At 73.0% G+C, this 17,366-nt stretch carries 16 protein-coding genes; 5 read left to right on the top strand and 11 right to left on the bottom strand.

Features of this window, described 5'->3' with window-relative positions; translation table 11 throughout:
• Positions 1–452: 452 nt before the first annotated feature.
• The 11 genes from pstB to AOQ37_RS18080 all read right to left on the bottom strand — a co-directional run bounded on the left by pstB (position 453) and on the right by AOQ37_RS18080 (position 12,516).
• Positions 453–1,229 (bottom strand): phosphate ABC transporter ATP-binding protein PstB, encoded by a 777-nt coding sequence (pstB, locus tag AOQ37_RS18130; protein WP_054243810.1) that lies wholly within the window; start codon positions 1,227–1,229, stop codon positions 453–455.
• 68 nt (positions 1,230–1,297) lie between these two features.
• The gene (gene pstA, locus AOQ37_RS18125; protein WP_062645554.1) at positions 1,298–2,362 is read right to left on the bottom strand and encodes a phosphate ABC transporter permease PstA; all 1,065 of its coding nucleotides are present in this window, start codon (positions 2,360–2,362) and stop codon (positions 1,298–1,300) included.
• Positions 2,359–3,378: a phosphate ABC transporter permease subunit PstC gene (gene pstC / locus AOQ37_RS18120; RefSeq protein WP_062645553.1), complete on the bottom strand. Its 1,020-nt coding sequence runs from the start codon at positions 3,376–3,378 to the stop codon at positions 2,359–2,361. Before pstC ends, pstA begins: the two co-directional genes overlap by 4 nt.
• A 142-nt stretch (positions 3,379–3,520) precedes the next feature.
• Positions 3,521–4,651, bottom strand: coding sequence for a phosphate ABC transporter substrate-binding protein PstS (gene pstS, locus AOQ37_RS18115; protein WP_062645552.1), 1,131 nt, complete (start codon positions 4,649–4,651; stop codon positions 3,521–3,523).
• 255 nt (positions 4,652–4,906) lie between these two features.
• Entirely contained in the window at positions 4,907–5,338 is a 432-nt protein-coding gene (locus AOQ37_RS18110) for an NUDIX hydrolase (protein ID WP_062645551.1), read from the bottom strand.
• Positions 5,339–5,360: 22 nt separating this feature from the next.
• Complete coding sequence (locus AOQ37_RS18105) at positions 5,361–6,497, bottom strand: CHAD domain-containing protein (RefSeq protein WP_062645550.1); 1,137 nt, start codon at positions 6,495–6,497, stop codon at positions 5,361–5,363.
• On the bottom strand, positions 6,478–8,835 hold the full coding sequence (locus AOQ37_RS18100; protein ID WP_107085224.1) for an RNA degradosome polyphosphate kinase: 2,358 nt from the start codon (positions 8,833–8,835) through the stop codon (positions 6,478–6,480). Before AOQ37_RS18100 ends, AOQ37_RS18105 begins: the two co-directional genes overlap by 20 nt.
• A gap of 183 nt (positions 8,836–9,018) precedes the next feature.
• The gene (locus AOQ37_RS18095) at positions 9,019–10,077 is read right to left on the bottom strand and encodes an ABC-2 membrane transporter-related protein (RefSeq protein WP_078890238.1); all 1,059 of its coding nucleotides are present in this window, start codon (positions 10,075–10,077) and stop codon (positions 9,019–9,021) included.
• Complete coding sequence (locus tag AOQ37_RS18090) at positions 10,074–11,102, bottom strand: ABC-2 membrane transporter-related protein (RefSeq protein ID WP_062645548.1); 1,029 nt, start codon at positions 11,100–11,102, stop codon at positions 10,074–10,076. The genes AOQ37_RS18095 and AOQ37_RS18090 overlap by 4 nt, the downstream gene beginning before the upstream one ends.
• Positions 11,099–12,043 (bottom strand): ABC transporter ATP-binding protein, encoded by a 945-nt coding sequence (locus AOQ37_RS18085; protein ID WP_062645547.1) that lies wholly within the window; start codon positions 12,041–12,043, stop codon positions 11,099–11,101. Before AOQ37_RS18085 ends, AOQ37_RS18090 begins: the two co-directional genes overlap by 4 nt.
• Positions 12,040–12,516: a GntR family transcriptional regulator gene (locus tag AOQ37_RS18080; RefSeq protein WP_062645546.1), complete on the bottom strand. Its 477-nt coding sequence runs from the start codon at positions 12,514–12,516 to the stop codon at positions 12,040–12,042. The genes AOQ37_RS18085 and AOQ37_RS18080 overlap by 4 nt, the downstream gene beginning before the upstream one ends.
• Positions 12,517–12,637: 121 nt before the next feature.
• On the opposite strand from AOQ37_RS18080, the gene AOQ37_RS18075 reads away from it, so the two are divergent.
• The 5 genes from AOQ37_RS18075 to AOQ37_RS18055 all read left to right on the top strand — a co-directional run bounded on the left by AOQ37_RS18075 (position 12,638) and on the right by AOQ37_RS18055 (position 17,311).
• Positions 12,638–13,189 carry an RNA polymerase sigma factor gene (locus AOQ37_RS18075; protein ID WP_062645545.1) on the top strand — a complete coding sequence of 184 codons (552 nt, stop codon included), beginning with the start codon at positions 12,638–12,640 and terminating at the stop codon, positions 13,187–13,189.
• A 67-nt stretch (positions 13,190–13,256) separates the two neighbouring features.
• Entirely contained in the window at positions 13,257–14,099 is an 843-nt protein-coding gene (locus AOQ37_RS18070) for a cupin domain-containing protein (RefSeq protein ID WP_062645544.1), read from the top strand.
• A 67-nt stretch (positions 14,100–14,166) separates the two neighbouring features.
• Positions 14,167–15,063 carry an ABC transporter ATP-binding protein gene (locus AOQ37_RS18065; protein ID WP_062645543.1) on the top strand — a complete coding sequence of 299 codons (897 nt, stop codon included), beginning with the start codon at positions 14,167–14,169 and terminating at the stop codon, positions 15,061–15,063.
• A complete protein-coding gene (locus AOQ37_RS18060) occupies positions 15,060–16,610 on the top strand; it encodes a hypothetical protein (protein ID WP_062645542.1) in 1,551 nt (516 codons plus the stop codon). Before AOQ37_RS18065 ends, AOQ37_RS18060 begins: the two co-directional genes overlap by 4 nt.
• Positions 16,598–17,311 carry an ABC transporter gene (locus AOQ37_RS18055; protein WP_199825039.1) on the top strand — a complete coding sequence of 238 codons (714 nt, stop codon included), beginning with the start codon at positions 16,598–16,600 and terminating at the stop codon, positions 17,309–17,311. Before AOQ37_RS18060 ends, AOQ37_RS18055 begins: the two co-directional genes overlap by 13 nt.
• Positions 17,312–17,366 lie beyond the last annotated feature (55 nt).

The raw sequence follows: 17,366 nt of genomic DNA, 5'->3' as shown, positions 1-17,366 counted from the left end.
AGCGGGGACTCCGTCCCCTGCACCCCTGTGGGGACTTCACCCTCTGCACCCCTGTGGGGACTCCGTCCCCCTGCGCCCTTGCGCTCTGCGCCCGGGTGCTGGTCCGTCTCGAGGGGCAGAGGGCTCCCCGCCGCGGGGCTCCGCCCCGGACCCCGGCGGGGACTTCGTCCCCTGCACCCCTTCAGGGATTCTGTCCCCCCGCCCCTGCACCCGCCGCGCTGGGGAGAGGTTCGCGCCACGGGGCTCCGCGCCGGGACCCTCCGGGGACTTCGTCCTCCTGCACCCCTGTGCCAGACCCCGTCCCCCCACCCCCCCCGGGGGCGGGCGCCCCACCCCCCGCCTGACCGCCGGAGGCAAACCGCTGGGCCCGCCCCCCTGTCAGGGGGGCGGGCCCTTTGTGGCCTCGCGGTGGCACCGCCATGCAGCACCGCGAGGGGTTCGGGGGTGGGGGTCTAGCCGAAGCGGCCCGAGATGTAGTCCTCGGTCGCCTGGACCGACGGGTTGGAGAAGATGCGTTCCGTGTCGTCGATCTCGATCAGCTTGCCGGGCTGGCCGACGGCGGAGAGGTTGAAGAAGGCCGTGCGGTCCGAGACGCGGGCCGCCTGCTGCATGTTGTGCGTCACGATGACGATCGTGAAGCGTTCCTTCAGCTCGCCGATCAGGTCCTCGATCGCCAGCGTGGAGATCGGGTCCAGGGCCGAGCAGGGCTCGTCCATCAGGAGGACCTTCGGTTCCACGGCGATGGCGCGCGCGATGCACAGCCGCTGCTGCTGGCCGCCGGACAGGCCCGAGCCGGGCTTGTTGAGGCGGTCCTTGACCTCGTTCCAGAGGTTCGCGCCCTTGAGGGACTTCTCGACGACGTCCGCGAGTTCCGACTTCTTGTAGCTGCCGTTCAGCCGCAGGCCCGCCGCCACGTTGTCGAAGATCGACATGGTGGGGAACGGGTTCGGGCGCTGGAAGACCATGCCGACCTCGCGGCGGACCGACACCGGGTCGATGCCCGCGGCGTACAGGTCCTCGTCGTCCAGGAGCACCTTGCCCTCGACCCGGCCGCCCGACGTCACCTCGTGCATACGGTTCAGCGTGCGCAGGAACGTCGACTTGCCGCAGCCGGAGGGGCCGATGAAGGCCGTCACCGAGCGCGGTTCGACCGTCATCGAGATGTCCTCGATCGCCTTGTGGGATCCGTAGTAGGCGGTCAGTCCGCTTACGTCGATTCGCTTCGCCATTTTTTCTACTTCACTTCCAGTCGGTCGCTGAGGGGGCCCCGTGCGGCGGTAGCCGCGGATCGCTGTGGTCAGCGACCGGTCTTGGGGGCCTTCCAGCGGGCGATGCCGCGGGCCACCATGTTGAGGATCATCACGAAGGCGATCAGTGTGAGCGACGCCGCCCAGGCGCGGTCGTAGGCCGCGGTGGAACCGGCGCTCTGCGAGTACTGCTGGTAGATGTACAGCGGGAGCGACGCCTGCGCACCCTCGAAGGGGTTCGCGTTGATGAACGGGTTTCCGAAGACGAGGAGGAGGACCGGCGCCGTCTCGCCCGCGATACGGGCGATCGCCAGCATCACACCCGTGATGATGCCGCCGATCGAGGTCGGGACCACCACCTTGAGGATCGTGCGCCACTTCGGGACGCCCAGGGCGAGGGACGCCTCACGCAGCTCGTTCGGGACCAGCTTCAGCATCTCCTCGGTCGAGCGTACGACGACCGGCATCATCAGGATCGCCAGCGCGAGAGAGCCGGCGAAGCCGAAGGGCTGCATGTCGAGCATCAGCATCAGGCTGAGGATGAACAGGCCCGCGACGATCGACGGGATGCCGGTCATGACGTCCACGAAGAACGTGACCGCCTTCGCCAGGTTGCCGCGGCCGTACTCGACCAGGTAGATCGCCGTGAGGATGCCGACCGGGGCGCCGATCGCGGTGGCCAGGCCGACCTGCTCCAGGCTGCCGAGGATCGCGTGGTAGATGCCGCCGCCGGCCTCGCTGTCCGCGACCACGCCCATCGAGTGGGTGAGGAAGTAGACGTCCAGGACCTTCACGCCGCGCTGGATCGTCGTCCACAGCAGGGAGACCAGCGGGACCACGGCCAGGAGGAACGCCACCCAGACCAGGCTCGTCGCGACCCGGTCCTTCGCCTGGCGGCGGCCCTCCACCTTCGCGGCGATGCCGAAGGTGGCGAGGATGAACAGGATCCCGGCGATCAGGCCCCACTGGACCTTGCTGTCCAGGCCGCCGGCCAGACCGATGGCGATCGCGAGGACGAGCGCGCCGGCCGCGATGGCCCAGGAGGACCACCGGGGGAGGCTGGCGCCCTTGAGCGTGCTCGGGGACTTGTCGGCTACTGCTGCTGCGTGGCTCATGCGTTGGCCCCCGAGTACTCACTGCGGCGGGCGATGATCATGCGTGCCGCGCCGTTGACCAGCAGGGTGATGACGAACAGGACCAGACCGGAGGCGATGAGCGCGTCACGGCCGAACTCCGTCGCCTCGTTGAACTTGCTGGCGATGTTCTGGGCGAAGGTGCCGCCGCCGGGGTTGAGCAGGCTGGCGTGGATGTCGAAGTCGGGGGAGAGGACGGTGGCGACCGCCATCGTCTCGCCGAGCGCGCGGCCGAGGCCGAGCATCGAGGCCGAGATCACGCCGGAGCGGCCGAAGGGCAGCACCGACATGCGGATGACCTCCCAGCGGGTGGCGCCCAGCGCCAGGGCCGCCTCCTCGTGCATCTGCGGGACCTGGCGGAAGACCTCGCGGCTGACGTTGGTGATGACCGGGAGGATCATCACGGCCAGCAGGATGCCCACCGTGAGCATCGAGCGGGGGGCGCCGTCGTCCCAGGAGAAGACGCCGGTCCAGCCCAGGTAGTGGTTCAGCCAGCCGAACAGGCCGTCCATGTGCGGTACGAGGACCAGTGCGCCCCAGAGGCCGTAGACGATGGACGGGACGGCGGCGAGCAGGTCGATCACGTACGCGACGGGGCCGCTCATGCGGCGCGGGGCGTAGTGGGTGATGAAGAGGGCGATCGCGACGGCGATCGGGACCGCGATGACCATCGCGATGATCGACGAGACCACCGTGCCGAAGGCCAGGACCGCGATGCCGAACTTCGGCGGGACGAGGCTGGTGTTCCACTCGAAGGTGGTCAGGAAGTTGGCGTCGTCCTCGCTGATGGCGAGGTAGGCGCGGTAGGTGAGGAAGACCGCGATCGCGGCCATGATCACCAGCAGGAAGATGCCCGAGCCGCGGGACAGGGCCAGGAAGATCCGGTCACCGGGCCGGGTGGCGCCGCGCGCCGCGCGCTTCTGCTCGGCATCGGCGGCCGGCGGGGCGATGGGGGGCGGGGTGTCGTCCGTGTCTGGGTTGTGTGTCGATATGTCCATGGAGGTCTCCGGTCTGCGGAGCCGCCTGCGGGTGTGGGGGCGGCTCGGGTGGGGCCGGGTTACGGACGGCCCCGGGCGGCGGTGCACCGGACGGGTGCGGTCCGGACCGGGTTTCCCCCGGCGCCGGACCGCACCACTGGGATCAGCTCAGGCCCTCGATGGTGGTGCGGACCTTGGTGATGATGGCGTCGGGGATCGGCGCGTAGTCGATGCCGGAGAGGATGCCCTGGCCGTCCTCGCTGGCGATGTAGCGCAGGAACGCCTTGGTGGCCGGCAGGGTGGCGGCCTTGTTGCCCTTGTCGCAGGCGATCTCGTACGTGACCAGGGTCAGCGGGTAGGCGCCCTCGGCCTTGGTGTTGTAGTCCAGCTTCAGCGACAGGTCGCTGCCGGTGCCGACGACCTGCGCGGCGGCGACGGCCTTGGTGGCGCCGTCGGAGGAGGCCTTGACCGGGGCCGAGGCGCCCGTGTCGACGGCGACGGTGCCCAGACCGTCCTTGGCGTACGACAGCTCCATGTAGCCGATGGCGCCGTTGGTCTGCTTGACGCCCTGGGCGACACCGGAGGAGCCGGCCGCGGCCTGGCCGCCCTTGGCCTGCCAGGCCTTGCCGCCCTCGTACTTCCAGTTGTCCGGGGTGGCGGCGATCAGGTACTTGGTGAAGTTGTCCGTGGTGCCGGACTCGTCCGAGCGGTGGTACGGCTGGATCTTCAGGTCCGGCAGCTTCGCGTCGGGGTTGAGCTTGGCGATCGCGGCGTCGTTCCAGTTGGTGATCTTGCCGTCGAAGATCTTCGCGATCGTCGCGGCGTCCAGGACGAGGTTGTCCACGCCCGAGACGTTGTAGGCGACGGCGATCGGGCCGGCCACCATCGGCAGGTCGATTCCCTGGCCGCCGGAGCAGACCGCCTTGGACGCCGTGACGTCCTCGGGCTTGAGCGCGGAGTCCGAGCCGGCGAAGGCGACCTGGCCCTGGGTGAACGCGGTGACACCCGCGCCGGAGCCGGAGCCCTTGTAGTTGACCTGGACGCCCGAGCAGGCCTGGGTGAAGTTCTTGACCCAGGCGTCGATCGCGTTCTTCTGCGCGGAGGAGCCGTCGGCGAGGAGCTGGCCCTTGGCGTCGTCACACTTGATGGAACCGGCCGCCGCGGTGGCGGAGGAGCTGCTGCCGCTGCTGCTGGAGCCGGTGTCGTCGGAGCCGCACGCCGTGAGGGCCAGGGCGCCGGAGACGGCGAGAGCACCGAGGGAGAGAGCCCGCCGGTTCATGCGCTGAAGCTTCACTTGAGGAAGATCCTTCCAGGAGCCGCCGTCCTGAATTCGGCGGCGTGCGGAGTGTGCAGAAGTCTGCTCGGTACGGACGTGACCACCGGGGTCGCGTGCCGCACCGCGTAAGGCCGAAATTAGGCAGAACAGGTGAAGCCGCCTACGGGCGCGGGTGAACGGAGGGTGAACCCCTGGCGGCGGTGCGGTTAGGTCACGGAACGCTCACGTCGAGGACACGAGCCGATTCCGGTGTCGGGCCGCGCCGCCCACCCGTTATGCCAGGTGCAGGACGTGCAGCAGGGCGTCCACGAGGGTGCGGTCCCTCGGCCGGGTGAGCCGGTCGCGGGCGGCCGGCGGCGGGAGCCAGAGGAGACGGTCCACCTCGTCGTTCGGCGCGAACCCGCCCGACACGGCCTCGGCCGCCCAGTAGCGGACCTGCTTGGGACGGCCGTTCGCCTCGTAGTCCACGGTCGGCAGCCGGGTACCGGGCGCCGCCCGGTAGCCCGTCTCCTCGTGGACCTCCCGCAGGGCCGCCGCGAGCGGGTCCTCGTCACGTTTCAGTTTGCCCTTGGGGTGTGACCAGTCGTCGTACTTGGGGCGGTGGACGAGACAGAGCTCCAGTCCGCCGTCCGCCGGGGAGCGCCGCCACAGCACGCAGCCGGCCGCCTGGACGGGGGTGCCGTCGGGGTTGTCCGCAGTGCTCACCTGGTCCTCACCACCTGTCCGGTCAGGGTGCGCCGACGGTCTGCTTCTGCCACGACCGCTGGAACGCGTACCGCGCGGCCTCCACCTCATGCCTCTGGTCCGCGTGCAGCACGCCGAGCGCGTACGCCGTGGCCGGAGCGATCCGGGGGGTGCGGGCCGCCTGGGCGGCGGCTGAGGACGCCTCCGAGGCGTCCCGGTGCCGGTCGAGGGCCTCGCCCGCGGTGAGCAGGCGGAGGTCCAGCGGGGTGCTCCGGCCGTGCACGACCTCGCAGGCGTAGCGGTGCAGCCGCAGCAGCAGGCGCACCTGGTGCCAGGGCGCGTCCTGCGGGTGCGGGGCCGGGTCCGGGGAGAGGCCGTGGACCAGGGCCTCCGCGTTGTAGGGGCTGCCCGCGGTGACCAGCGGCAGCGCGGTGACCGCGTCGGCGAGGCGTTCCTCGGCAGCCGAGGCCAGCGGGTGCAGGGCGGTGGCGGGGGCGGCGGGGGTGAGCGGGACCTCGCTGGCGAGGACGGCGACCTTGTCCGCGACGGCGTGGAAGCGGGAGGAGCCGAGGGCCTGGAGGGCGGTGGAGTGGGCCCGGGTGCGGGCGAGGGTGAGCTGGCGGTCCAGCAGCGCGCCCGCCTTCGCCGCGCCGACGGTGAGGTTGCCGCGGTCCGGGGTCGCCGGGTGGACGGCGGGCCGGTCGTTGCCGTGCGGGCCCGCGGAGCCGTGCGGGCCCGCGGAGCCGGCCGGGCCGGCCGCCTGGCCCGGCACCGGTACCGGCGCCGCGCCCGACAGCCGGTTCAGCGCCAGCAGCAGCCGCTCCAGACGGGCCCCGTACGCGTGCTCCAGGGCCAGCGTGCCGGACAGCCACGCCAGTTCGGGTCGGATCGCCTCCGACCACTCGGGCTCGAGGAGCGGCCGGAAGGTGTGCAGGCTGCCGCTGATCCGACGGGCCGAGCGGCGCAGGGCGCGCACCGCGTCGACGCGGACCTCCGCGCTCACCGAGCCGCCCGCCGAAGCGCCCGACGCGCCGTTCGACACGGCGCCGCCCGTCTCCCGGTGCAGGCGCAGCGCGCGGAGGAACTCCGTGGCCTGGCCCCGGAGATAGCCCGCGAGGGCGTCCCCGGTGGTCACGGGCCCGGCCGCGGGGTCCGTCAGGTCATGGTGTCGCTGTGCCACGCCGGCGCCTCCGGGCGTCTATGAGCATCTCCTGGACGTTGCGCAGGGGCGCGCCGTCCGCGTCGTGCGAGTGCCGGATCCACTCGCCGTCGGGGCCGAGGTGCCAGGAGGCGGTGGAGTCGGACATGCCGGTTTCCAGGAACCGGTTCAGGGACGCCCGGTGAGCCGGGTCGGTCACCCTGACCAGGGCCTCGATACGGCGGTCGAGGTTGCGGTGCATCATGTCGGCGCTGCCGATCCACACTTCGGGCTCTCCGCCGTTGCCGAACCCGAAGACCCGCGAGTGCTCCAGGAAACGGCCGAGGATCGAGCGGACCCGGATGTTGTCCGACAGGCCCGGCACTCCCGGGCGCACCGCGCAGATCCCGCGCACCCACACGTCGACCTGCACGCCCGCCTGGGACGCCCGGTAGAGGGAGTCGATGAGGGCCTCGTCGACGATCGAGTTGACCTTGATGCGGACGTGCGCGGGCCGTCCCGCGCGGTGGTGCTGGATCTCCTTGTCGATGCGGGCGATCAGACCGTCCCGCAGGGACTTGGGGGCGACGAGGAGACGGCGGTAGGTCTCGCGCCGGGAGTAGCCGGAGAGCCGGTTGAAGAGGTCGGAGAGGTCCGCGCCGACCTGCGGGTCGGCGGTGAGCAGGCCGAGGTCCTCGTAGAGCCGGGCCGTCTTCGGGTGGTAGTTGCCGGTGCCGACGTGGCAGTAGCGCCGCAGCGTGTCGCCTTCCTGACGGACCACCAGCGACAGCTTGCAGTGGGTCTTCAGGCCGACGAGGCCGTAGACGACATGGCAGCCGGCCTCCTCCAGCTTGCGCGCCCACTTGATGTTGGCGTGCTCGTCGAAGCGGGCCTTGATCTCGACCAGGACGAGGACCTGCTTGCCGGACTCGGCGGCCTCGATGAGCGCGTCGACTATCGGGGAGTCGCCCGAGGTCCGGTACAGGGTCTGCTTGATGGCGAGGACGTCCGGGTCCGCCGCCGCCTGCTCCAGGAACGCCTGCACGGACGTCGAGAAGGAGTCGTACGGGTGGTGCAGCAGGACGTCCCGGCTGCGCAGGGCCGCGAAGATGTCCGGCGGGGACGCGGACTCGACCTCGGCGAGGTCGCGGTGGGTGCCGGCGATGAACTTCTTGTACTTCAGCTCGGACCGGTCGAGGCCGCTGATGCGGAAGAGGCCGGTGAGGTCGAGCGGGCCCGGCAGCGGGTAGACCTCGGCCTCGCTGATCTTCAGCTCGCGCACCAGCAGGTCGAGCACCTCGCGGTCGATGGACTCCTCGACCTCCAGGCGCACCGGCGGCCCGAAGCGGCGCCGCATGAGCTCCTTCTCCAGGGCCTGGAGGAGGTTCTCGGCGTCGTCCTCCTCGACCTCGAGGTCCTCGTTGCGGGTGAGCCGGAACGCGTGGTGCTCCAGCACCTCCATGCCCGGGAAGAGCTCCTCCAGATGGGCGCCGATGACGTCCTCGATGGGGACGTACCGGCCGGGGGAGCTCTCCAGGAAGCGGGACAGCAGCGGCGGCACCTTGACGCGCGCGAAGTGCTTGTGGCCGCTGACCGGGTTGCGCACGACGACGGCGAGGTTGAGCGAGAGACCCGAGATGTACGGGAAGGGGTGCGCGGGGTCGACGGCGAGCGGGGTCAGCACCGGGAAGATCTGGTGCCGGAAGAGCGTGAACAGGCGTGCCTGCTCCTTCTCCGTCAGCTCGCCCCAGCGGACCAGGTGGATGCCCTCCTCCGCGAGGGCGGGGGCGATGTCCTCGTGGTAGGTCGCGGCGTGCCGCGCCATGAGTTCGCGCGAGCGGGCCCAGATCATCTCCAGCACCTCGCGCGGCTGGAGGCCGGAGGCCGAACGGGTGGCGACCCCGGTGGCGATGCGGCGCTTCAGACCGGCCACCCGGACCATGAAGAACTCGTCCAGGTTGCTGGCGAAGATGGCGAGGAAGTTGGCCCGCTCGAGGAGGGGCGTGTCCGGGTCCTCGGCGAGTTCGAGAACGCGCTCGTTGAACGCGAGCCAGCTGCGCTCCCGGTCGAGGAAGCGGCCCTGGGGCAGCTGCGGGCCGTCGTACGGCGCTTCCTCGTACGTGTCGAGGTCGGCGTCGATGTCGGGCTCCAGGTCGGAGACCACGGCGGAGACGGTGTGCGGGCGGTGCGCGGCTATGGAGCCCACGGAGGGCTGCGCGTGCTGGACCTCGGCCTGGGCGTCTGACTGGCTCATGTACCCATTCTTCCGCGCCAGGAGCGTGACAGGCGCGTCGGAACGTGCGGGCGGGATCGCGGGGGACCCTCCGTGGGGCTGATTTCCCTCGGGAGGCGGCGAAGGCTCGGGCACGGCGGGCTTCATTCGCCGAGCGTCGCAAGGTCGCCTTAACCGCTGGTTACGGCGACATGGCGTGCGGGATATCGGGGAGCGGCCCGCGGGGGTCGATGTCGTGGAGGGGCGGTGTACGGGTCGGGCCGCGGGGGTGCGGGGTCCCTGCACGGGGGGAGGGACCCCGCACCCCCGCGGCCGGGGGCGGGGGCGGGATCAGGCCGTGGACGCGGTCGCCGTGCGGTGGCGCAGGAGGAGGAACGCGGCGGCGGTGGCGAGCGCGGCGACGCTCAGGACGACGCCGGTCTCCACGAGCTGGAGCGGCCAGTAGTGCGACTCGGGGTGGTAGGTCGTGTAGAAGCCGGTGATCCCCAGGTCGTCGAGGCAGCGCCGCGCTTCGGCGGCCGTGCCGTCGCAGGTCCAGGGGCTGAGGTCCGGGGTGCGTCGTCCGTGGACGAGCACCCCGTTCTCCAGCTCCCAGGCGTTGGCCGGAGGGTCGACCCCGGCCTCCGCGGAGGTGCGGGTGACGGTCGGCCAGAAGGAGCCGCGGCAGCGCGCCACGACGAAGGCGAGCAGCCCGGTCGCGGCGACGGAGACGGCCAGCGCGGGCAGCGCGCGGCGCAGCAGGAGAGCGGTGAGCACGCCGACGGCGAGGGCGCAGAGGACGTAGGCGAGGCCGGCCGGCCCGCGGGAGAGGTACGCGTCGTCGCCCGTCCACCCGCTGTACGTCAGGTTCTGGTGGGCGCCCCAGACCCGGCGGTACACCAGGAGCAGCGCGGTGGTGCCGGCGGTCAGGGCGAGCGCGGGGACGGCGAGCTTGGCGGTGAGCCAGCGGGCGGGGGTGATGCCCTGGGCCCAGGCGAGGCGCGCGGTGCCGTTCTCCAGTTCGCGGCCGATCAGCGTGCCGCCCGCGAAGGCGGCCACGGCGAGGAAGCAGAAGGAGATCAGCAGGCCGATGCAGGCGAGCCACTCGCTGTGGCCGACCCAGCCGACCGGCATGTCGCACAGGTCCTGGCCCGCGCGCTCGCAGGCCTCCCACTCCGCGAACTCGCCCTGGGTGGCGGTCTTGTCGAGCCGTACCAGCCAGCCGTTCAGGAACAGTACGGCGGCGGTCCAGACGAGGAGGGCGGTGCGGTGCAGGCGCAGCACGGTGCGGGCGGTGCCCCAGGCGGTACGGCCGTCCGCACGGCCGGTGCCGGTGCCGTCCTCGGTGGTGTCGTCGTCGCGGCGGCCGGCCGGTCCGGCGGGCGCGTCCGCGGGGGCCGCGGGGGTCATACGACGGTCTCCGCGCCGCCGCTTGCGGTGGTGGCGGTCGCGCGCCTGAGCAGGACGAACGCGGTCACGGCGAGGGCGGCGGCGACGGCCAGCACGAGGGCGGTGGCGGTCAGCTGGAGCGGCCAGTAGTGGGACTCGGGGTGGTAGGTGGTGTAGAACCCCGTGGCGTCCAGGTCGGCGTACACCCGCTCGCAGCCGGGGGAGGCGAGGGTCGGCCCGCAGCCGGGGTCGGCCACGTGCGCGGCGGTGGCGGTGACCAGGCCCGAGTCGACGCCGAGGCCGGAGCCCCGGTAGCCGTCGGCGAGACCGCTGACACGGGTGACGGCCGGCCACAGGTGGGGCATGACCTGGTCGGCCAGGAGCCGCACGACGGTGACGCAGGCGAGGGCGAACATCAGCGTGGGCAGCGTGCGGCGCAGCAGCACGCCCCCGAGGGCGCCGGCGGCGAGGCCGGTCAGGGCGAAGGCGACGGTGGTGGGGCCGTTGGTGTGCAGGGTGAAGCTGTCGTACCAGGACTTGGCCGTGTCGATCCGGCCGTCGCCCGCCGACCACATCAGGCGGTGCAGGACGACCAGCAGGCCGGTGCCCGCGGTGACCAGGGCCGTGGGCACGATCAGCTTGATGGCCAGCCAGCGGACCGGGGACAGGCTCTGCGTCCAGGCGAGCTGCGCGGTGCCGTGCTCCCATTCGCGGCCGAACAGGGCGGCGCCCGCCCAGGCGGCGACGACGAAGGGGAGCGCGGTCAGCGCGGCGGTCGTGTACCCGTACACGTCCTTGTAGCGGACGATCGCGTCCGGGTCGTAGTGGCACGAACCCCGCTTGAGGCAGAACTCGTTGTACTCCCGCCAGGCCGCGGCCGACGAATCCGTCAGCGGACCCCACAGCCACACCAGACCGGCGGCGAGGAGGGCGACGAGGCCGATCCAGACGTACAGGGCGGGCCGGTGCAGGCGGTACAGCCAGCCGGCTCCGGGGGCGTGCCCCGTGGTCATCGGGGAGTCGGGCGACAGGGCGAGGGCGGTCATACGGCGGCCTCCTCGGGCTCGGCCGGGGTGAGCGGGGCGGCCTGCGGATTGCGCAGATAGGCGAGGACGAGTTCCTCCAGGGAGGGCGTAGAGGCGCGCCAGTCCTCGGCGAGCGGGCCTGCCGGGCGCACCAGGGCGGTGAGCTGGCGGCCGGTGACCCGGGACTCGACGACCGTGTGCGGGGCCAGGTCCGGCGGGCCGCCCGGGGCGCCGCCGGTCGCGGGGGCGGGCCCGGCGGCGCCCGCGGTGGTGCTCACGGCGGTGCTCACGCGCGCGTGGGCACCGAGCAGGTCGTCGATCTCACCGGCGAGGCGGATCCGGCCGCCGCCGACGAGCAGCAGGTGGTCGCAGGAGTCCTCCAGTTCGGCGACCACGTGCGACGACATCACGATCGTCGTGCCGTACTGCGCCGCCCGCGCCATCAGGGTGCCCATCAGCTCGTGCCGGGCCAGCGGGTCGAGGTCGGCCATCGGCTCGTCGAGGAGGAGCAGTTCGGGGCGTTTGCCGAGGGCCAGGGCGAGCGCGACCCGGGTGCGCTGGCCGCCGGAGAGGGAGCGGATCTTCTTCTTGGGGTCGAGTTCGCCCGCGGAAACGATCCGCCCGGCGGTCTCGGCGTCCCAGCGGTCCGGGTTGAGATCGGCGCCCACGCGCAGGGTCTCGGCGACGGTGAGCTGGGGGTACAGCGGTTTGTCCTGGGCGACGTAACCGACACGCGCGCGTGCGGACGCGGGATCCGTCCCGAGGACGGTGACGCCGCCCTCGGTGGGGGCCAGCAGGCCCGCGGCGAGGGCGAGGAGGGTGGACTTGCCCGCGCCGTTGGGGCCGACGACGGCACAGACGCGCCCGGCGGGGAGGCGGAAGGCGCAGTCGCGCAGCGCCCAGCCCCCGCGCCGGCCGAAGCGCTTGCCGAGCGCGGTTGCCGCCATGGCGGTGTCGGTCATGAGGGGTCTCCAGGATTCATGTCGTGCCGGACGTGCCGGTCGTGCCGGTCGGCCCGGTCGTCTCGGCCGGTTCGGCCGGTTCGGCCGTTCGGGTCCGGCACGGCGAAGTGCTCGTCGAGTACGGCGGTGAAGAGCGCGGCGACGTCGTCGCGGTCCAGTGCGGCCTCCCGGGCCCGGGCGGCCCAAGCGTCCAGTTCCGCGCGCAGGGGCGAGTCGGCCGGGGTGGTGTTCAGTCCGCGCCGCACGAAGGTGCCGACGCCGCGCCGGGCCTCCACCAGCCCGTCCCGCTCCAGCTCGCGGTAGGCCTTCAGCACGGTGTTCGGGTTGATGGCGGTCGCCTCGACGACCTCGCGGGCGGTGGGCAGCTTGTCGCCGGGCCGCAGCAGGCCCAGGCGCAGGGCCTGCTTGGTCTGCTGGACGATCTGGACGTAGGTGGCCACGCCGCTGTGCCGGTCGATGCGGTATTCGACCACTGGACAACCACCCTTTCACTAATTGAGTAGTGAAAGGGTGGTGCAGGGCGGTGCGCGAAGTCAAGAAAAAATCCTGCGGTCCACCGTGAACCGATCGGCGGGGCCCGTCCGATGAGGGGTTGTGAGCGAAACGAGAAGCGACGGGGAGCTGCTGCGGGCCATCGCGGCAGACCGGGACCGTCACGCCTTCGAGGAGCTGTACCGGCGGTACGCGCCCTGGCTGACCGCGCGCCTGCGCGGCCGCTGCGCGGACGCCGGGACGGTCGACGACGTCGTGCAGGAGACCTTCCTCGCGGTGTGGCGCGGCACCGCCCGCCACCGCCAGGAGGGCTACTCCGACGACGCCGCCGGCTGGCTCTGGCGCATCGGTTCACGGCGGCTCGTGGACGTCCTGCGCGGGGACGGCGCGCGGGGCAGGCTGCGCCAGGCGCTGTCCCGGCTGCGCCACCGCGACGAGACCTCGGCGGAGGAACGCGTGCTCGCGGGGGTGGAGCACGGAGACCTCGCCGGGGCCCTCACCCGCCTCTCCCCGGAGCTGCGGGCCGTCCTCCAGGCGACCGTGATCGACGGGCTCACCACCCGGGAGGCGGCCGTTCTGCTGGGCATCCCGCCCGGCACCGTCAAGACGCGGGCCCTGCGCGCTCGCAAGCAACTGCGAGAGGCGCTGGCATGAGGCGGCACATGTACGGAACCGGCCCGCGCGCACGCGTGGGCGGCGGACAGTCGAGGGAGGTCGTGGCATGACGTGGCATGTGGCCGACGAGGACCTGCGGGCGTACGCGCACGGCGAGTTGGCGCCGCCGCTGCTGTGGTCCGCCGACACCCACCTCACCGGGTGCGCGACCTGCCGGGCCCGGCTCGCGGACACCACCGACCCGGTCGCGCTGGACGCCGGCTGGGAGCGGCTGGACGCCGAGCTGGACGCGCCCCGGCAGGGCCTGCTCGAGCGGCTGCTGGTCCGGCTCGGCGTGGCCGACCACACCGCGCGGCTGCTGACGGCGACGCCGGTACTGCGCCGCTCCTGGCTGCTGTCGGTGCTGTTCCTGCTGGTCATGACGGTGCTGGCGGTACGGGTCGCGGACCGGCCCGCGCTGTTCCTCGCGCTCGCCCCGCTGCTCCCGCTCGCCGGGGTCGCCCTGTCCTACGGCCCGTCCCTGGACCCGACGTACGAGATGGCGGTCGTCGCCCCGGTGCACGGCTTCCGGCTGCTGATGATCCGCACGGTCGCGGTGCTCACCGCGGGCCTGGCGTTCAACGGGCTGGCGACGCTGGCGCTGCCGGGGTACGGGCTGCTCGCCCTGGCCTGGCTGCTGCCCGCGCTCGCCCTCACCGCGACGGGACTCGCGCTGACCGCCCGGCTGGGGCCGGTCGTCGCGCCCGCCCTGGTCGGCGGCGCGTGGGTGACGCTGCTGGTGGTGGCGAAGAGCCAGGTGCACGCCCACGACACGCTCGCCCCCTTCACGGCGGCCGGCCAGTCGGCCGCGGCGGCCGTGGCGGTCCTCGCCGCCCTCCTGCTCTATCAGGCCCGTGACCGCTTCGACGCGCGCCCGATGGGCGGCTTCGCGAACGGCGGGACCGCGTGACGCGGCCTGCCGTCCCCGCGGCCCCCGCCCCGGCCCCGCCCGCCCACCGGACTTCCAGGAGCTCCACATGACCACCGCCCCCACCGCCTCCACCGGGCCCACCGGCCCCGCCACCCTGACGGCCACCGACCTCGCGCTGCGATTCGGCGGGACCCGTGCCCTCGACGGAGTCTCGCTGCGGCTGACCCGCGGCGTCACCGGGCTGCTCGGCCCCAACGGCGCCGGGAAGACCACCCTGTTGCGGGTGCTGGCCACGGCCGTGCCGCCCGACGGGGGCGAGTTCACCGCCCTCGGGCACGACCCCGGCACCGCGTCCGGCCGCCTCGCCCTGCGCCGCACGCTCGGCTATCTGCCCCAGACCCCCGGCTTCCAGCCGGAGTTCACGGCCTTCGAGTTCGTCGACTACGTGGCCATCCTGAAGGAGCTGACCGACCGCGGCGCCCGGCACCGCGAGGTGCGGCGGGTGCTGGAGGCCGTCGACCTCTCGCAGGTGCGCGGTACGCGCATCAAGCGGCTGTCCGGTGGCATGCGGCAGCGCGTCGCCCTGGCCGCCGCGCTCGTCGACGACCCCGGCTTCCTGGTGCTGGACGAGCCGACCGTCGGCCTCGACCCCGAACAGCGCATGCGCTTCCGCGAGTTGATCGCCCAGGCGGGCGAGGGGCGCACGGTCCTGCTGTCCACCCACCAGACCGAGGACGTGGCGATGCTCTGCCACCGCGTCGTGGTGCTGGCCCAGGGCCGCGTCCGCTTCGAGGGCACCCCCGCCGAGCTGACCGCCCGCGCCGCCGGCCGGGTGTGGAGCAGCACGGAACGCGACCCGAACGCCCTGGCGGGCTGGCGCACCGGTACCGGCAGCTTCCGCAACATCGGAGACCCGCCGACCGGCGCCGAACTCCTCGAGCCCACCCTGGAGGACGGCTACCTGCTCGCCCTCGACGGCGAGAACACGGAGGTGGCGGCATGAGCACCACCACCCCGACGGCCACGGAACCGGTCCGCGCGGCGACCGAGCCGCCGCGCGAGGGCCGCCGCGCCGGAGCCGTCCTCGCCCTCGCCCGCTTCGAGGCCCGCGAACTGCTCCAGCAGATCCCGGTGCTGTTCTTCTTCGCCCTGTACGTCCTCCTCGTCGCCCTGCGGCTGATGAGCAAGGACGGCATGGACGACTTCCCCGTCCTCAACACGGTCGACCGCCGCACCCAGGCGGCGCCCCTGCTGTTCGCCCTCGCCCTGTTCATCTGCGCCAACGCGGCCGCGCTGCGCTCGCGCAAGCACGCCACGGTGCAGCAGTTGGCGGTGCTGGCCATGGAACCCTGGCGGCGCACCCTCGCCCATGTGCTGTCCGTGGTCCCCTACGCGGGGCTCACCGCGCTCGTCGTCGCGGCCGAGTACACCCGGGAGGCGCTGAAGCCCGGTGCCATCGGCCAGGGCTCCGCGGGGGAGCTGGCCGTCGGACCCCTGTGCGTCCTGCTGGCGGGCATCACGGGCGTGCTGCTGGCCCGGCTGCTGCCCTCCTCCTTCGTGCCCATACTGTTCGTCATCGCCGTGTATCTGCTCGGCGTCCTGGTCTCCGGGTTCGTCGACGACGAGCAGGACTGGGTGAGCCGGCTCGTCCCGGTCCAGTTGTTCTCCTCCAGCGGCGGCGATCCGGTCCCGAGCGATCTGCTGGGCCGCCCGGCCGGCTGGCACGCCCTGTATGTGGTGGGGCTGTGCGCCGTGCTGACCTGCGTGGCGCTGCTGGTCGCCGGCGGCCGCACCCGCGCCGTCAAGGCGGCGACCGCGCTCGCCCTCGCGGCCACGGCGGCCGGGGCGATCGGTCAGCTCCCGGGTGACACGGCGGCTCTGGACGCGGCGCGCAGGACGGCGTCCGAGTCCCCGCAGAGGGTCCAGTCGTGCTCGACGTACGACGGCTCGACGTACTGCTCGTTCCCCGAGTGGAGCGTGGTGCGCGACGACTGGGCCGAGGTCGTCGACCGCGTCAGGTCCGCGGCCGGCGGCGCGGCGGAGACGGACCTGACGATCCGTCAGCGCGTCGACACGTCCGGCGGAGTGGAGGCGGACGCCGCTCTGGAGCCCTCCGCCACGCCCGGCGAGGTGACGGTCGGCGGCCGCTGGGGCGGGAACCGCGTCCCCGAGTTCGCGGTCGGTGTCGCCGCGGTCCTGGTCGGAGGCTCCGAGGACGTGACGTCCGAGCCGATGTGCGACGCCCGCGCGGTGACCGTCATGTGGCTGGTCCTGGGCAACGACCCGACCCCGTCGGCCACCTTCCGGAACGTGCGGCTGGACGACAGCACCAGCGGTTCGGGCGTGGTCCTGGCGCCGACGAACGGACTGAGCCTCACGGGTCCGCAGACGACGGTGATCCGGGAACTGCTGGACCGGCCGCGGGCCGAGATCACGGCCCGGGTCAAGGCCCACTGGGCGGAACTGACGTCCGCGAGGACGACGACGGCCCAGGCCGCGAAGCTGCTGGGTGTCGAGGTGCCGAAGGAGGCGGAGCAGTGCGGGGAGTAGTGCGTGCGGGGGCCGCGCCGGACCTGCTGCGGTCCCTGGTGCCGCCGGTGTGGCGCGGCCTGCCCTGGCGGGCGCTGACCCTGGCCGGCGCGCTGGGCCTGCTGCTCGCCGGGACCACCCGGCTGCCGGACCACGCTCCGGACCCCGAACCGGGACGGCTGGTCCTGCGCCTCACCGCCCTTACCGGCGCACTGGGCCTGGCCTTCCTGCTGGACGACCCGGCCCGCGACACCACGGCGACGACACCGGTGGGCCGCCCGCGGCGAACCGTGCTGCGGCTGGCCGTGGTCGTTCCCCTGCTGGCCCTGTGGTGGGCGGCGGCCCTGCTGCTGATACCCGCCGCGAGCCGTCCGGCGCTCGGCCCGGCCACGCTCGAGGCCGCGGGGATGGCCGGTGCCGCCCTCACCCTCGCGACGATCGCCGTCCGCTTCACCTGGGCGGCGGAGGTGGGCAGGGGCGCGGCGCTCCGGCTGGGGACGGCGGCCGCGGTGGCGGTACTGCTCCCGAACCGGTGGGGCCTGCTGGGCACGCCCCAGGATGCCTACTGGGTGGCGACGCAGGTGAGATGGGCGGTGGTGCTGGGCGCGACGCTCACGCTGAGCGCGCTGTGGACACCGGAGCCGCTCCGCAAGCACTTCCGGAGACCCACCCCACCCCGGTCCACCCCACCCACCACCCTCCCCACCCACCGCCAGGCCTGACCCCGACCCGCCCAGACCCCGACCCGCCCCGACCCCGACCCGCCCCGACCCCGAC

The sequence above is a fragment of the Streptomyces maremycinicus genome, from assembly GCF_001184025.1.
Lineage (GTDB): Bacteria > Actinomycetota > Actinomycetes > Streptomycetales > Streptomycetaceae > Streptomyces > Streptomyces maremycinicus.
This window is presented reverse-complemented; position numbering and strand designations above follow the sequence as displayed.

Coding starts and splice junctions, on each gene's coding strand:
- pstB (WP_054243810.1), bottom strand. CDS start 1,229: ATGGCGAAGCGAATCGACGTAAGCGGACTGACCGCCTACTACGGATCC.
- pstA (WP_062645554.1), bottom strand. CDS start 2,362: ATGAGCCACGCAGCAGCAGTAGCCGACAAGTCCCCGAGCACGCTCAAG.
- pstC (WP_062645553.1), bottom strand. CDS start 3,378: ATGGACATATCGACACACAACCCAGACACGGACGACACCCCGCCCCCC.
- AOQ37_RS18100 (WP_107085224.1), bottom strand. CDS start 8,835: ATGAAGCCCGCCGTGCCCGAGCCTTCGCCGCCTCCCGAGGGAAATCAG.
- AOQ37_RS18095 (WP_078890238.1), bottom strand. CDS start 10,077: ATGACCCCCGCGGCCCCCGCGGACGCGCCCGCCGGACCGGCCGGCCGC.
- AOQ37_RS18090 (WP_062645548.1), bottom strand. CDS start 11,102: ATGACCGCCCTCGCCCTGTCGCCCGACTCCCCGATGACCACGGGGCAC.
- AOQ37_RS18085 (WP_062645547.1), bottom strand. CDS start 12,043: ATGACCGACACCGCCATGGCGGCAACCGCGCTCGGCAAGCGCTTCGGC.
- AOQ37_RS18070 (WP_062645544.1), top strand. CDS start 13,257: ATGACGTGGCATGTGGCCGACGAGGACCTGCGGGCGTACGCGCACGGC.
- AOQ37_RS18065 (WP_062645543.1), top strand. CDS start 14,167: ATGACCACCGCCCCCACCGCCTCCACCGGGCCCACCGGCCCCGCCACC.
- AOQ37_RS18060 (WP_062645542.1), top strand. CDS start 15,060: ATGAGCACCACCACCCCGACGGCCACGGAACCGGTCCGCGCGGCGACC.